At 27.5% G+C, this 14,785-nt stretch carries 16 protein-coding genes; all 16 read right to left on the bottom strand.

Translation table 11 applies throughout. The annotated features are described in order from the left end of the window. Positions 1 to 175: 175 nt before the first annotated feature. The 16 genes from TY07_RS09410 to cls all read right to left on the bottom strand — a co-directional run bounded on the left by TY07_RS09410 (position 176) and on the right by cls (position 14,761). Positions 176 to 877, bottom strand: coding sequence for a DUF6062 family protein (locus TY07_RS09410; protein WP_042398654.1), 702 nt, complete (start codon positions 875 to 877; stop codon positions 176 to 178). A 28-nt stretch (positions 878 to 905) separates the two neighbouring features. Further along, positions 906 to 1,835 carry a xanthine dehydrogenase family protein molybdopterin-binding subunit gene (locus TY07_RS18840; RefSeq protein ID WP_042398651.1) on the bottom strand — a complete coding sequence of 310 codons (930 nt, stop codon included), beginning with the start codon at positions 1,833 to 1,835 and terminating at the stop codon, positions 906 to 908. A gap of 12 nt (positions 1,836 to 1,847) precedes the next feature. Beyond that, a complete protein-coding gene (locus tag TY07_RS18835; RefSeq protein WP_042398649.1) occupies positions 1,848 to 3,092 on the bottom strand; it encodes a xanthine dehydrogenase family protein molybdopterin-binding subunit in 1,245 nt (414 codons plus the stop codon). 19 nt (positions 3,093 to 3,111) lie between these two features. Beyond that, positions 3,112 to 3,591 carry a (2Fe-2S)-binding protein gene (locus TY07_RS09395; protein ID WP_042398647.1) on the bottom strand — a complete coding sequence of 160 codons (480 nt, stop codon included), beginning with the start codon at positions 3,589 to 3,591 and terminating at the stop codon, positions 3,112 to 3,114. After that, a complete protein-coding gene (locus TY07_RS09390) occupies positions 3,578 to 3,835 on the bottom strand; it encodes a hypothetical protein (protein WP_042398642.1) in 258 nt (85 codons plus the stop codon). Before TY07_RS09390 ends, TY07_RS09395 begins: the two co-directional genes overlap by 14 nt. Beyond that, positions 3,789 to 4,430 (bottom strand): FAD binding domain-containing protein, encoded by a 642-nt coding sequence (locus TY07_RS09385; protein WP_042398639.1) that lies wholly within the window; start codon positions 4,428 to 4,430, stop codon positions 3,789 to 3,791. The genes TY07_RS09390 and TY07_RS09385 overlap by 47 nt, the downstream gene beginning before the upstream one ends. A 59-nt stretch (positions 4,431 to 4,489) precedes the next feature. After that, complete coding sequence (guaD, locus tag TY07_RS09380; RefSeq protein WP_042398636.1) at positions 4,490 to 5,770, bottom strand: guanine deaminase; 1,281 nt, start codon at positions 5,768 to 5,770, stop codon at positions 4,490 to 4,492. A 22-nt stretch (positions 5,771 to 5,792) separates the two neighbouring features. Then, positions 5,793 to 6,257 carry a xanthine dehydrogenase subunit XdhC gene (xdhC, locus tag TY07_RS09375; RefSeq protein WP_172676183.1) on the bottom strand — a complete coding sequence of 155 codons (465 nt, stop codon included), beginning with the start codon at positions 6,255 to 6,257 and terminating at the stop codon, positions 5,793 to 5,795. Between the two features lie 7 nt (positions 6,258 to 6,264). Further along, positions 6,265 to 7,146 carry a xanthine dehydrogenase subunit XdhB gene (gene xdhB / locus TY07_RS09370; protein ID WP_042398631.1) on the bottom strand — a complete coding sequence of 294 codons (882 nt, stop codon included), beginning with the start codon at positions 7,144 to 7,146 and terminating at the stop codon, positions 6,265 to 6,267. A gap of 11 nt (positions 7,147 to 7,157) precedes the next feature. Continuing rightward, positions 7,158 to 9,449, bottom strand: a complete 2,292-nt coding sequence (gene xdhA / locus TY07_RS09365; RefSeq protein ID WP_042398627.1) for a xanthine dehydrogenase molybdenum-binding subunit XdhA — start codon at positions 9,447 to 9,449, stop codon at positions 7,158 to 7,160. A 95-nt stretch (positions 9,450 to 9,544) separates the two neighbouring features. Continuing rightward, positions 9,545 to 10,045 carry a hypothetical protein gene (locus tag TY07_RS09360; RefSeq protein WP_042398624.1) on the bottom strand — a complete coding sequence of 167 codons (501 nt, stop codon included), beginning with the start codon at positions 10,043 to 10,045 and terminating at the stop codon, positions 9,545 to 9,547. 125 nt (positions 10,046 to 10,170) lie between these two features. After that, positions 10,171 to 11,007 carry a deoxyribonuclease IV gene (locus TY07_RS09355; RefSeq protein ID WP_042398622.1) on the bottom strand — a complete coding sequence of 279 codons (837 nt, stop codon included), beginning with the start codon at positions 11,005 to 11,007 and terminating at the stop codon, positions 10,171 to 10,173. 94 nt (positions 11,008 to 11,101) lie between these two features. Then, positions 11,102 to 11,299, bottom strand: a complete 198-nt coding sequence (locus tag TY07_RS09350) for a hypothetical protein (RefSeq protein WP_198133989.1) — start codon at positions 11,297 to 11,299, stop codon at positions 11,102 to 11,104. Between the two features lie 109 nt (positions 11,300 to 11,408). Then, entirely contained in the window at positions 11,409 to 11,561 is a 153-nt protein-coding gene (locus TY07_RS18060; protein ID WP_156327482.1) for a hypothetical protein, read from the bottom strand. A gap of 133 nt (positions 11,562 to 11,694) precedes the next feature. Next, on the bottom strand, positions 11,695 to 13,080 hold the full coding sequence (locus tag TY07_RS09345; RefSeq protein WP_042398617.1) for a L,D-transpeptidase family protein: 1,386 nt from the start codon (positions 13,078 to 13,080) through the stop codon (positions 11,695 to 11,697). 133 nt (positions 13,081 to 13,213) lie between these two features. After that, positions 13,214 to 14,761 carry a cardiolipin synthase gene (gene cls / locus TY07_RS09340; protein WP_042398615.1) on the bottom strand — a complete coding sequence of 516 codons (1,548 nt, stop codon included), beginning with the start codon at positions 14,759 to 14,761 and terminating at the stop codon, positions 13,214 to 13,216. Positions 14,762 to 14,785 lie beyond the last annotated feature (24 nt).

Below are 14,785 nucleotides of genomic sequence, written 5' to 3'. Positions count from 1 at the left end.
TGCCTTTAAATTTTTATAATTTAAACCTAACTTTTAAAGTCAACCTCTTCTTTTGCACCTTCTTCACGTAATTGATTAATTCTCATATTAATAAATATATCTAATTCATTACTTGTCAATTTTTTATATTCAATGTTCATACCTATTATTCCATCTCAGAAATGAATTTGCATTACTATATACTATCTTTTTTTAATACTTCCCTTGCTCTATATATAGAATCCTTAGCATTATACCAAGGTTCATTTGCATATCTATAATCAAATTTATTAATAAACCACTCTAAGTCACTTTCTAATTCCTTACAATATTTCATTTGAACATTAATTATTTCTTGCTTAAATACTTCATAGTCTTTTTTGCTAAACTTTTCTTTAGCTGAATTAATGAGAAGTTTATTATGCTTGAAACAAAAAAAATCTTGTGATCTAAAGTTTTCTCTAAATGCTTCTTTATTTTTCCACAGTTCTAAAGTAATATCAATGTCACTGTTCATAGCCTTTAAATTTACTTTTTCACAAACAAAACATTTCTTTTCATTAGCTTTCTTTATAAAGAATTTACTTACTTTATTCTCAATTTGTCCACTTTCCATTTTTCTTATTTCTAATGTAATAAGTTTTTTTAGCATTATTGCCATTCCTAATTTATCTCTCATATCTTCCATTTTGCTCATATGATAATCACAAAAAGTATACTGTTCTCCAAACTTTGGAAAGAACTCTAAGTCCATAACTAAATCTGTAGATATTGCATTTAAAACTTGATTTTCAAAATCTTCTATGCATCTACATAATGCACACTTTTCTTTTTTCTCAAAACTTTCGTAAATTCTAATATGCTCAATACTAAGTTTCTCTAATTCCCCTTTATCCATAAAACCCTCCATTTTAACATTCCAAAATTTATTTTTTCTTCTTCAATTCCAATAATACTTTTTCACATGTTACAGGAAGCTCATAAAATCTAATATTAATAGCATCATAAATTGCATTTAAAATAGCCGGTGCTGTTGGAATCATTACTGGCTCTCCTATTCCTTTTGCTCCATAAGGACCTGTTGATTCAGTCTCTTCAATAAAATATGTTTTTATATTTGGCATATCCATTGATGTTGGAATAATATAATTTGAAAAATTAGAGTTTTTAATTTTTCCTTTATCTAAATTAACCTCTTCCATAATTGCATATCCAATTCCCATAGAGCATCCTCCTTCAACTTGTCCTTCTGCTAAAGTTGGATTAATAATTTTCCCACCATCATTTACTGCAACTATTTCTAAAATATCAATTTTTCCTGTTTCAGTATCTACATTTACAGTAACTCTTTGAGCACAAAATGTATAAGGCCAGTAAGGATTACCTTGACCATCTTCATTTATTTTAGAGGTATTTGCTTTAAAGTACCCCTCCTCTAATATAGCAATATTCTTTTCAAGCATGATTTGTAAAAGTAATTTTAACTCTAAAACTGTTTCAATCTTTTGATTTTTATCTATAACTTTATTAATGCTATATCTTAATTTCTTACATGCACTTAAAACGGCATTTCCAGTATTATAGGTTTGACGACTTGCAGCTGCAGTTCCTGAGTCCATCATTAAATTAGTACTAGTATTAATTATTTTTACTAAATCTTTATTTATATTAAGAGCTTGCGATGCAATTTGCCACATTACACTTTCTCCCCCTGAACCAACATCAGAAACTTCAACATAAATTTTTACAATTCCACTTTCCTCAATTTTGGCAATTGCCCTTGATTCATCAGGAAATCCATTGCCATATCCTGTTCCATAAAATATAGTTGAGTAACCAACACCTTTCTTATTCATATAACGACCCTCTTATAATTCAATATTATCTATGGAAGCCAATTTACTTATACATTCTTTAATTCCAACACTCTTATCAAGAATTTGACCAGTAGCAGTTTTACTTCCACATTGAAATGTATTAATATTTCTAAATACCAATGGATTTATATTAAGTTTTTCTGACAATATATCCATTTGTGATTCATATGCTATTGGCACTTGTGCTGCACCAAATCCCCTCATTGCTCCACAAAAAGGATTATTAGTATAAACTGCATAAGCTTTAATATCAACATTTGGAATTTCATAAGGACCTGTTGCATGTACAGCAGCCTTTCTTATAACATTAATTCCCCATGAAGCATAAGCTCCAGTATCAGCATAAATTCTAGCTTTTAATGCACATAGCCTTCCATTACTTTTAACTGCTGTTTTATAGTACATTTTCATCAGATGCCTTTTACTATGAGATATAGTAGATTCTTCTCTACTATATATAATTTTAACTGGTCTTTTAGTTATATAAGAAGCAATAGCTGCATGACATTGAGGATTAATATCCTCTCTTGCCCCAAATGCTCCCCCAATAGTCATATTAATAACATTAATATTTTCTTCCTTCATATTTAAACATCTTGCAACTTCTTCCCTATCATAATGAGGATATTGTGTTGCAATATATAAATCCAAAGTATTATTTATGGCATTATAGTTTGCTATTGTAGATTCTGGTTGCATAAAAGCATGCTCAGTCATTTGAGTTTTATAAGTATTTACACTAATAAATTTAGCTTCTTTAAATCCTTCATCTATATTTCCTTTATTTATTTCTACAGAAAATAGAATATTATTTTTCTCACCTATTACAGGAGCATCTTTTTGTATTGCTTCCTCAATAGAAAATACACCTTTATATTCTTCATACTCTATTTTTACTTTTTCTAAGGCTTCTTTCAAATTTTTCTTATTATTAGCTATTACTAATAAAATGCAATCTCCAACTCTTTTAACTACGTCTTTAACTAAGATTGGTATATCCTTAAATATAACACCATGACTAGTTGATCCTGGAATTCTTGAATAATCTATTACATCAATTACTCCATTAAGTTTTTTAATTTCATCTATATTAATATACTTTATCTTCCCATATGCTATGGTACTTCTTTTAACCCCAGCATAAAGCATATCTGGTAATTCTAAATCATCTGGAAATAGTGCTTTTCCTAATACTTTTTCATATGCATCAGGTCTTATTATACTTTTTCCAATCAAGTTAAAACCTCCTAAAGCATTAGTAACACTTTCTATTTAATTTTTCTTCGGCTAAAAGAACAGCTTTAATTATCTTTACATACCCTGTACATCTACATAAATTCCCACTTAAAGCCTTTTTAATTTCTTCTTCTGTTGCTTTAGGATTTTTATCTAATAATGCTTTTGCACTTAATATCATTCCTGGTGTACAATAACCACATTGCACTGCACCAACTTCAATAAACGCTTCTTGAATTGGATTCATTTCATCCATGCTTAATCCCTCTATAGTAATAATCTTCTTACCATCAGCAGAAGATGCTAACATTAAACATGAATTAATTGCTTTTCCATCTAATATTACTGTACATGCACCACATTCACCTTCGCTACACCCTTCTTTTGTTCCTTTAAGTTTTAATTCATCTCTTATAAAATCAATTAATCTTAGAGATGGATCAATATTTCTTATATAATCTATACCATTTACATTAATAGAAACTTTAATTGAAAACACCTTCTATCCCTAATGCATTATTTATAGCATGCTTGTATGCACCTTTAACTGCTTCCTTTTTAAACTCAGCAGTACTACGCCCTTTAATACTATTATAAACTGAATTCTCTAGTTCATTTAATACATCATTATCTAATAAATTTGCTTTATTTTTATTTAATAATAAATTTTCTAATTGCGTGATTTTAAAAGGAAATCTACCAGCTGCACCAACCGCAACACTTATGTTTTTTAATAATATCATCTTGAATATTCAAGCTTACAGCAACATTAATTCTTGCAATTGCTAATGAATTTCTTTTCCCTAACTTATAATACCCACTATAATTATTTTTTTTAGGTATTATAAACTTAGTTAATATTTCATCAAATTTTATTTTTTCTTTTTCATAATTTTTAAAATATGTTTCCACTTTAATTTTCCTAGTTCCATTTATAGATTCAATAATCATTTCGCTATCTAATGAAATTAAACATGGAATAGAGTCTGCTGCTGGTGCTGCATTTATAACATTACCACCTATAGTAGCAACATTTCTAATTTGTGGCGAACCCATATGTTTACTACATTCATATAAAACATTAAAATACTTTCTTACTTTTATGTTTTCCTCTAATTCTGCAAATGTAATCATAGAGCCTAAGCAAATAAAGTTTTCATCTTCTTCTATTAAATACAACTCATGAATCTTACTAATATCTATAATTTTAGTTAATAAATCTGATTCTTTTCTTATACTTATTATTAAATCAGTTCCTCCAGCCAATATTTTAGAATTTTCATTATTAAATAATAATATTTTGGCTTCATCTAAAGTTTTAGGTTTATAAATTTCCATTGTTATTCACCTACTTTAGTGTGATTTAAAATTTTAAATAATATTTATAAAAGCAATTTTTAAATTTTTGGTTCCTTTACTACGTTTCCACGTACATATCTTTCTATTATATTTTTTTCTTTACCTTTATATAAGAATTTTTGAACTCTTTCTTCTAAAGATAAATTGTTATTAATATTTAATGCCATATCATCAATAACCAATGCATCAAATTCATACCCTTCCTCAAAGCTTCCTACTTTACCAAAGAATTTTCCTCCACCCTTTGTCGCTAAATAAAATAATTCTGCTGTTGAAAGTTTTTCATCTGTTTTATTACTATAAAGCCATTTTAAATTAGATACTTGAGCTGAAGACACAATAACTTCTGGCATTGATAATGTATGTCCACCAGATATATCTGAAGCTAGTCCTACATTTATACCTTTTTCAATTAATTTTCTAATAGGTGCAATTCCACTAGATAAATTTAAATTTGAAGTAGGACAATGTGCAACAAAAACTTTACTTTTTGATAATAGCTCTATTTCATTTTCATTAAGCCATATGCAATGAGCCATTATTGTTTTATTTTCTCTAAATAGATTTGCTTTATAATACACATCAGAATAATTTTTAGATTCTGGTTCTAAAGTCTTTACAAATTCAATTTCATTTGTATTTTCACATAAGTGAGATTGTACGGGTAAATCATATTTTTCAGCAATTTCTCCTAATCCCTTAAGCATTTCAAAACTACATGAAGGTACAAATCTTGGCGTTATTATTGGTTTTACTAAGCTATATTTATTTATATACTCTTTAGCTATTAGCTCCGTTTCTTTTAATGATTGAATAGTATCTTCTATTAGAACATCTGGACATTCTCTGTCCATATTTACTTTGCCTACATATGCACCAAGTCCAGATTCATTAAATAAATCGAACAATAATTTTGTACTATCTTTATGTATAGTGCTAAAAACACAACATCTTGTAGTTCCAACATTCCATAGTTCTTTTATTAGTAATCTATAGACCCTTTCTGCATATTTTAAATCACTATACTTTGATTCCTCGGGGAAAGTATAGCAATTTAGCCAAGGAATTAATTCTTTATCTACACCTAATCCCATATTAGGAAATTGAGGTGCATGTAAATGTAAATCTACAAATCCAGGTATAATTAATTTATCCTTATAATCTATTACTTTTATATCTTTATAATGAAATGGCAATCCATTGTAAATACCTTTTATGATACCATTCTCTATTATAATTATTTTATTTTCTTCAATTTTGAATTTTCCAAAGTCTTGTGTATATACAAAATTACCCTTCAGCCCATATATGTTTTTCAAAATAAATTCTCCTCTCAGTTGTTCATTTTTTTTGTAATAGTGACTTTTTAGTTGCCATAAAAATTTTTTGATACCCTGTACACCTACATAAATGACCTGAAATTTCACGTTTAATTTCTTCATCTGTATAATTTTTTCCACTTCTAACTAAAGAAGTAGTTGTTAAAACAAGTCCAGGAGTACAAAAACCACATTGAATAGCTCCCTCATCAATATAAGCTTGTTGAACATTGCTTAACCTTCCATTTTTAGCTATACCTTCTATAGTCTCAATATTTTTCTTATCAGCCCAAACAGCTAAATAAATACAGGAGTCTATAGGTACATTATCTATTAATACAGTACAAGCACCACATTCTCCAACAGAACATCCTCTCTTCACTCCAGTTAGAAATAACTTATTTCTCAATACATCTAAAAGAGATTCTCTTATATCGACTTCTAAATTATAGTCTTCACCATTTACATTTATACTTATCTTCTTCATTTTACCATTATTCACAAAAATTCACCTCATTATATATAAAATTTTCCTTCATTATTTTCTTAATTAAAGTTTTTATTAAATGTAATCTATAATCCTTAGATCCTCTCCATGAATTTCTTGGGCTAGACTCATTCATTGCAATAGTTGCAATATTATTAATAACACTTTCTGAGTATTTTTTACCTATGCCATAAGCTTCAGCTTTAATACACCTCAATGGAATTGGTGCTGCAACTCCTAAAGCAATTCTTAAATCATTTATTTCTCCTTTATTTTCCTCACAAACTATAGCTACACCTAACATTGATATATCTAATGCATTTCTATTAGTAAATTTAATATATTTACCTTGCTTATTAATATATTCTTTTTCTTTAATTAGTACTTCTGTTAATATTTCATTTTTATCTATTTTCACCTTACCTGGACCATTATAAAAATCTCTAATTTCAACAATTCTTTCTCCATTAACACTTTTAAGTTTTAATAACGCATTTAATGCAAATAGGGCAGGTACGCTATCTGCTGAAACTGCTCCATTGCATATGTTACCCCCAATAGTTGCTATATTTCTTATTTGTGGTCCACCCATAGATACTGCAGCCTCACTTAATATAGGTATTTTTTCATTTATTATTTCATTTCGAAATATCTCACTAAAATTAGTTACTGCCCCAATTGAAATAGTATTATCCTCTAAGAGCTTTATACCTTTTAAACAATCAATATTACGTATACTAAGTAAATTTACACTTTCCATTTTTCCATGTCTCAATTTAATCAATATATCAGTACCACCACATATTATTTTGAAGTTATTATTTTCATTTAACAACTTTAATGCCTCTTCTAATGTTTCTGCCTCTTTCAATTCATTAATATCAAACATAATCTGTCCCCCTATATTAATCCACCTTCTTTAAATTTTTCAAATACACTTTGAGGATTCATAGGTATTTTATTAAAAGCTACTCCAGTTGCATCTAAAACTGCATTTCTTATAGCTGGAGCTGGTGAAATTGTAGGATTTTCTCCTAATGACTTTTGACCAAAACTTCCTGCAGGATCAATAGTTTCAACAAAATCAACTCCTATTTTAGGTGTATCTAAAATTGTTTGAAGTTTATAATCCAATAAATTATTATTTAATGGTTGTCCTGTTTTTTCATTAAATAGCATTTGTTCACTTAAAGCATAACCAAGCCCCATACTTACTCCACCTTCAACTTGTCCCTCTGCTATTTTCCTATTTAATATTTTTCCTGAATCATGAACATTATAAATTTCTAGTACCTTTATCTTTCCAGTTTCAATATCAACTTCAACTTCTGCAAAGGTAACACCATATGCTACGGCATTAATTTTTACATTTTCAGATATATCAGTAGTAATTGGATTTGCAAATTCTCTATCATAATATGACTCTAATGCTATATCGCTTAATGAACAAATTTCATCACCCATTTTTTTTTCTATTATTATTCCCTCTCTTATGTCTAATTCATCTATATTTAATCCACATTTCCTACTTGCAATTTCAAGCACTTTATTTTTAACTTCTTTTGCAGCCTTTTTTACAGCTGCCCCTGTAACAAAACTTTGTCTTGATGCATATGCTCCTGTATCAAATGGAGTAATATCCGTATCTTGAATAGAAATAACATTAACCTTTTCAATATCTATTCCAAGTACTTCAGCTACCATCTCACTAAAAATTGTATCACTTCCTTGTCCAATTTCAGTTGCACCAACTTGCAGTTGAACTGAACCATCCTGATTCATTACAATTCTTGCTCCTGCTATTTCTAATGATACAGGATACGTTCCTGAAAAATAGCTAAAGCATGCCATTCCTACCCCTCTTCTTTTGTTTCCAGTAATATTTTTATACCTTTTCTTTTTTTCATCCCATCTAATTAAGTCTTTCCCTTTTTTTATACACTCTTTAACTCCAAATGATCTCACCTTTATTCCACTTAATGGATCCTCATATCCTAAACTTATAAAATTATTTTCTCTAAACTTTATTGGATCCATATTTAATTTAATTGCAATATCATCTAGATGGCTTTCTAAAGCAAAGCAAACTTGTGGAATACCATATCCCCTCATTGCTCCTGCTGTAGGTAAATTGGTATATACTGTAGTAGGTTTCACTTCAATAGCTTTAAAAGAGTATAATGGTCTAAATTTACTTGCTGCACTCATTGCAATAGAATGCCCATGAGATGCATATGCCCCATTATTTACCTGATTATTCATAGAAATGGCTAATAATTTTCCGTCCTTAGATATAGCAGTTCTTATTTTATACTTCATGGCATGTCTTGTTCTTGTAGATGCAAAAACTTCTTCCCTATCTAATGAAAGTCTTACAGGTCTACCATTAACAGCTAAAGTCATTGCTGCTGTTAGTGGTTCAATTATAACATCTTGCTTATTACCAAATCCTCCACCAACGAAAGGTTTTATTACCCTAATTCTTCCTATTGGTATATTTAATGCTTGTCCTACAATTCTTCTTACTATATGAGGTATTTGAGTTGATGTTACTATTACAATCCTATTATTCTCATCAACATATGCATATGCATTTTGACATTCTAATTGGCAATGTTGAACAATACTAGTTTCATATTCACCTTCAAATACGTAGTCAGCATTTTTAAATTCTTCATTTATATCTCCAATTTCTATCTTAGAAGAGGCTATAATATTATTTGGTTTATCTTCATGAATAATAGGGGCTCCTTCAGCTATTGCATCTTCTGTATTAAATACAGCATCTAAAATATCATAATCAACCTTTATAAGCTTTAATGCTTTTTGTGCAATTATCTCATCTTTTGCAATTACAGCTGCAATTGCATCCCCTACATATCTTGCTTTATTAGTTAACATCAATCTATCTTCAACATCTCTATGATTTTTATCTAAAGAATAAGGATGACCTGCAGTTGCAAATCTTATGTTAGGTAAATCCTTATATGTTATTACAGCTTCAACTCCATCTAAACTTAAAGCATCATCTATAAATATATTTTTTATCTTAGCATGTGCATAAGTACTTCTAAGCACCTTTCCTACTAACATTTCTCTTTCAAAATAATCCTCAGCATATTTTGCTTTTCCTGTTACTTTGGCAATTGCATCAACTCTATTTACACTTTTCCCTAGTATCTTATATGACATTCTTTCACCTCACTTAAATTTTTTAATTATTTGATTTATATAATATGTTCATATTATATAAATCAAATATTAGTAAAAATCCTTATATTCAAAAATTAAAAATAAGGTCTTCTTATAAATAATCCTTCTGATTTAAAAATATCCATAACAAATCTTAATTCAGTACAACCAAAATCCATTATTTTAATAGTCCAATCACTTATTTCAAGGCCTATTTTTAATTCATTAAATATTAAATCCATTCTTTTAGTAGGAATTGATAAATTATACATACAATCATCAATAAATCTATTGATATCATTGTGATATTCTTCAAAGGATAAACTTTCTTCCTCATCATGGGATAACTTAAATATTTTATTATCATATAGATATAATTTACTTAATGCTAAAACAAATTTATTTAATATATTATAGCTATTATTATTCAGTATACTTTTCTCAAAATCAGTATATTTATTTAAATTATTAACTGTCCTTGGCAATATATCTATTGTATAAACTTCTCTATATTCTTTTTGTTCATAATTTTCGTTTAATAATTTTTGAAATAGTACTTTTATTGCTTTACTTTCTTTTACATTATTTTCATTCATAAAAAATCACCTCAATATTATTATTGACCTTTTATACATATATATTATTTTTAATTACACTTTATTTATAAACATAAAAAATAAGGTATTTCTAAACTTTCAAATTCAGAAATACCTTATTAAAATTAATCTTCTATATATTCTTTTCTTAAAACTTCTATTTCATTTTTATATCCATCAAGCTCATTAGGTGTTTCTAAGAAAAATGGTAAATGCTTAAGTTTTGGATGATTTATTATTCTACTTATTCCTTCAAGCCCTAAGCTTCCTTCCCCTATTTTTTCATGCCTATCCTTATGACTGTTAAATGGATTTTTACTATCATTTAAATGTATTGCTTTAAGTCTATCAAGACCAATAATTCTATCAAACTCTTCTAAAACATTATCTAAGTCATTTACGATATCATAGCCAGCATCATAAACATGACAAGTATCTAAACATACTCCTAAATGATCCTTTAATTCAACTCTTTCTATTATTTGAGCAATTTCTTCAAAACTTCTACCTATCTCAGTACCTTTACCAGCCATTGTTTCTAATAATACTGTAGTTGTTTGTTCTGGCTTAAGTACTGTATTTAGCATTTGAACTATATAATCTATTCCAGTATCCACTCCTTGTTTCACGTGGCTTCCTGGATGGAAGTTATATAAATTATGTGGTAAATACTCCATTCTTACTAAATCATCTGCCATCATTTCAGTTGCAAATTTTCTAGTATTTTCATCAGCAGAACAACCATTTAATGTATATGGTGCATGAGCTAAAATTTTAGTAAAATTATTTTCTTTCATAATTTCTAAAAGTCCATTAATATCTTTTTCATCTATATCTTTAGCTTTTCCACCCCTAGGATTACGCGTAAAGAATTGAAAAGTGTTAGCTCCTATTGATAAAGCTTCTTTTCCCATATTTTTAAATCCCTTTGTTGTAGATAAGTGGCATCCTATGTTTAACATCTCTAATCCTCCAATAGTATAATTGTTATTAATATAAATATACTATATTATTACTCTAGTATCAACTAATAATAATTATTATATAATATTACATTTATAATTTATTATCATCTTCATCATAATTTTCTCTATCAATTTCCTTATTTAAAATTGATACCATAAATTCCTCTATATTAGAATACCCATAATCAGAAGCTAAATTCTTTAACATGTATTTTTCCTCTTCATCAACTTCTACTATAATTTCAGTTTTATATTGCTTATTAATTTTTTCTTTTATCCTCTTTTCCATATCACTTTTTTCTTTTAAAACCAAATAAAAACCATATATAATTAAAGTGCTATATAATACAATAAATAACTTATGTAACATACTACCATAAAAAAAATCCACTTTTTACTCACTCCTCATAATTTTCTAACCAGGGATCATATATACATATTTTCTTTATATATTCTTCTATAGTAATATTATCTTTTATAGCCTTATCCCTTAATAATTTTTCATTTTCCTTAGAAAGTCTTAATATAATAGTTTCGATTCTTTCATTCATTATAAACACCTCTTTGTAATAATATATTATGTAAATAATATATTATTACAAAAATTTGTTACCTTAATATATTATATAGATATCTAAATTAATCAAAATAGAGGTAAGGAAGAGTAATAATATAAAAATCTAACTACTCTTCCTTATAGCAAATTATAGGAGTACCAGCTTCAATATTCTCATAAATCTTTTTTGCCAAATATTCAGGAGCATTAACGCAACCATGGCTACCGGAAGTTTTATATATTTCTCCACCAAAATCACTTCTCCAACTGGCATCATGTATGCCAATATTACAATTAAAAGGCATCCAGTACTTAACATCTGAACTATAATTGCTTCCTTTTAATGTTGCATTTTTTTGTTTATAATTTAAAATATAAGTTCCCTGTGGTGTTCCATTACCTCTACTTACATTACCAGTTACAACATCCCCCTGAACTATTAACTTGCCATCTTTATAGAACCATAAACTTTGTGTAGTTAAATTTATTTCAACATAAGTGTTTCCAATATCATCATCCCTTGTTCCAAGGGCAGTTTGTGTGTAAATAGGTTCTTTCTTTATTTCTTCTCCATTTTTTATATTTTCAATTAAAGCCTCTTTTTCTTTTGATTTATTAATCTTCCATCCATAATTACCACCTACTACATTTATGGTTTTTCCAGTACTAGATTTAAAACTACGTGTTTTACCATATGTATCATATTTTTTACTCAATTCATTTAAATATTCCTTAACTGCTTCCTCGTTAACAGATATATTCATTGATGAATCTACATCCAACCAAGTATTAATAATACTTCCATCTAAAATCTCTATTTCATTATCAAAGATATAGTATATTTTTGAATTTACATATTTATTTAATTCATTTTGAGCTTGGATTACTTTTTCACTCGTAGACGTAAACTTAGGATTTTCATATGCATTTATTTCATCTAAATTAATACTTCTTTCACCTAATATTATGGAGTTTAATACATAAGCATAAAGCAATTCCTTATTTACCTTATTACCATATACCTCTTTAATAATTTTATATTCTCCATTTTCATATTTGAAACATGCATCTAATGGTTCAATAATATTTTCATTATTAAAACATCCTAACTTTTCTAATTCTTCTAATAATAATTCTCTATCAAAAGAATAAACCTCATTAATTATATATTTATTATTTGAAAAAATATTTATTAACCAAAGTGCTGGATTTTGCCTGTCTTTTATCTCCTGTGCTTCATTACTTCCTTCATATTTAAAATTTATATTACTCCCTTCTATTGATTCCGTGATATTATCTCTTTCTTCTAATTTAATAACATAATTATAAGATTCTTTTAATAATAAATCATTTGCCTCATCAACAGTCTTGCATGAAACATTAATTCCATTTATATAAGTTCCAAAATAATAATGTTTATCAAAATAAATTGACATTAACACATAGATACCTAAAATCATTACTATAATTAATGACACTAAATAAACTTTCCCCTTAACCTTTTCATCTTGCATTTGCTCTCACATTCTCCTATATTATTGCTTGTACATTCTATTATTATGTAATTACTTAGTAATTTAAAACAAATATTACTAAATAAAAAAAATCATGATGAAGAGGTATTCTCGTATCATGATTTCTTTATACTTACATTAGCGGAGCTATCAGTTTTAAAACTCTTCCACAAATTTTAAAAATCACATTAATATCTTTATATTCTTTTATAGTTATTTCTTTACATTTATTTAAAGTTTTTATAAAATCTTCTTCTATACTTTTAATTACTTTATTCTTATAAATAAAAGTAGCACATTCAAAATGAAGATATAAACTTCTAAAGTCTAAGTTTATAGTTCCTACAACAACTTTTTCATCATCACTAGAAAATAATTTTGCGTGAACAAATCCAGGAGTATATTCATATATCCTTACCCCAGCCTGTAATAATTCACTATAATAGGTTTTAGCCAACATAAATGCTGATAGTTTATCTGGTTTACTAGGTAATATAATTTTTATATCAATTCCTCTTTTTGCAGCATATGTTAATGCAGTCATCATCTCATTATCTATAATTAAATAAGGTGCCATTATATGAACATATTTTTTCGCTGTATTTAATATATCTAAATATACACTTTCCCCAGCATTTTCACTATCTAAAGGACTATCCCCATAAGGCATTATATATCCATCAGCTTTATTTTTTTCACTTTCATTATCAACATATATATATTTATAAAAGTCATCATGACTCTTTTCATCAATATCCCACATTTGTAAAAACATTAACGTGAAACTTTTTACTGCATTACCTGAAAGTTTAACTGCAACATCTTTCCAATGCCCAAACCTTTCATATCTATTTATATATTCGTCTCCAATATTAATTCCCCCATTAAAAGCAACCTTCCCATCAATAACAAGAATTTTTCTATGATCTCTGTTATTTTGAGATGTAGATAATGCTGGCTTAACTGGAGAAAACATCTTGCATTTGATTCCTTTATCGATTAGTTTTTTTGGATAATTATACGGCAATAAGGATAATGAGCACATACCATCATACATTACCCTTACCTCTACACCTTCTTTAACCTTTCTCTCTAATATTTCTAATATAGAATTCCACATAAACCCTTTTTCAATTATAAAATATTCCATAAAAATAAATTTTTTAGCCTTTTCTAACTCAATAATCATATCCTTAAATTTATCTTCACCTAATGGAAAATATTTCACTACTGTATTATTATAAATAGGATATTTCCCTATACTAATCATATATCTTGCTAAATTAGCTACTTGCATATCTTCTCTTTTTAACTCATTAATAACATTTTCATCTTGTGATAAAAATTTTTGTGTTTCATCAATAACCTCCGATAATCTATTATTTATTAATTTACCACCTATTTGAAATTCAACAAACATATAAAACAAAGCTCCGAATATAGGAAAAACTAATATCGGTATCATCCACGCCAGTTTAAAATAAGGATTACCTTTTTTGTTCATAATATAAATTACTAATATAGTAGTGATAATATTGAAAATTGTATATATATATGCATATCCTTTGCTTAGCCAATTAAATGCACTAATTAATATATAAATCTGTATCGCAAGTAAAAATATTATAATAAAAGTTCTCCCATAAATAATATGAAATGCCCTTTTCTTATTACTTTTCATACTATCCCCCTAAACTATTTATCC

Origin of the sequence: Clostridium saudiense, from assembly GCF_000577815.1 — a bacterium.
Classification (GTDB): domain Bacteria; phylum Bacillota; class Clostridia; order Clostridiales; family Clostridiaceae; genus Clostridium; species Clostridium saudiense.
Note: the sequence above shows the minus strand (reverse complement) of the source record. Positions and strands in the feature narration are given on the sequence as shown.

Bases quoted from the DNA above. Each gene is read 5' to 3' on its own strand.
- TY07_RS09350 (WP_198133989.1), bottom strand. From the start codon at position 11,299: ATGGAAAAGAGGATAAAAGAAAAAATTAATAAGCAATATAAAACTGAA.
- TY07_RS18060 (WP_156327482.1), bottom strand. From the start codon at position 11,561: ATGAATGAAAGAATCGAAACTATTATATTAAGACTTTCTAAGGAAAAT.
- TY07_RS09355 (WP_042398622.1), bottom strand. From the start codon at position 11,007: ATGTTAAACATAGGATGCCACTTATCTACAACAAAGGGATTTAAAAAT.
- xdhA (WP_042398627.1), bottom strand. From the start codon at position 9,449: ATGTCATATAAGATACTAGGGAAAAGTGTAAATAGAGTTGATGCAATT.
- TY07_RS09360 (WP_042398624.1), bottom strand. From the start codon at position 10,045: ATGAATGAAAATAATGTAAAAGAAAGTAAAGCAATAAAAGTACTATTT.
- xdhB (WP_042398631.1), bottom strand. From the start codon at position 7,146: ATGTTTGATATTAATGAATTGAAAGAGGCAGAAACATTAGAAGAGGCA.
- TY07_RS18840 (WP_042398651.1), bottom strand. From the start codon at position 1,835: ATGAATAAGAAAGGTGTTGGTTACTCAACTATATTTTATGGAACAGGA.
- TY07_RS09390 (WP_042398642.1), bottom strand. From the start codon at position 3,835: ATGATATTATTAAAAAACATAAGTGTTGCGGTTGGTGCAGCTGGTAGA.
- TY07_RS09345 (WP_042398617.1), bottom strand. From the start codon at position 13,080: ATGCAAGATGAAAAGGTTAAGGGGAAAGTTTATTTAGTGTCATTAATT.
- TY07_RS09385 (WP_042398639.1), bottom strand. From the start codon at position 4,430: ATGGAAATTTATAAACCTAAAACTTTAGATGAAGCCAAAATATTATTA.
- TY07_RS09410 (WP_042398654.1), bottom strand. From the start codon at position 877: ATGGATAAAGGGGAATTAGAGAAACTTAGTATTGAGCATATTAGAATT.
- xdhC (WP_172676183.1), bottom strand. From the start codon at position 6,257: ATGAAGAAGATAAGTATAAATGTAAATGGTGAAGACTATAATTTAGAA.
- cls (WP_042398615.1), bottom strand. From the start codon at position 14,761: ATGAAAAGTAATAAGAAAAGGGCATTTCATATTATTTATGGGAGAACT.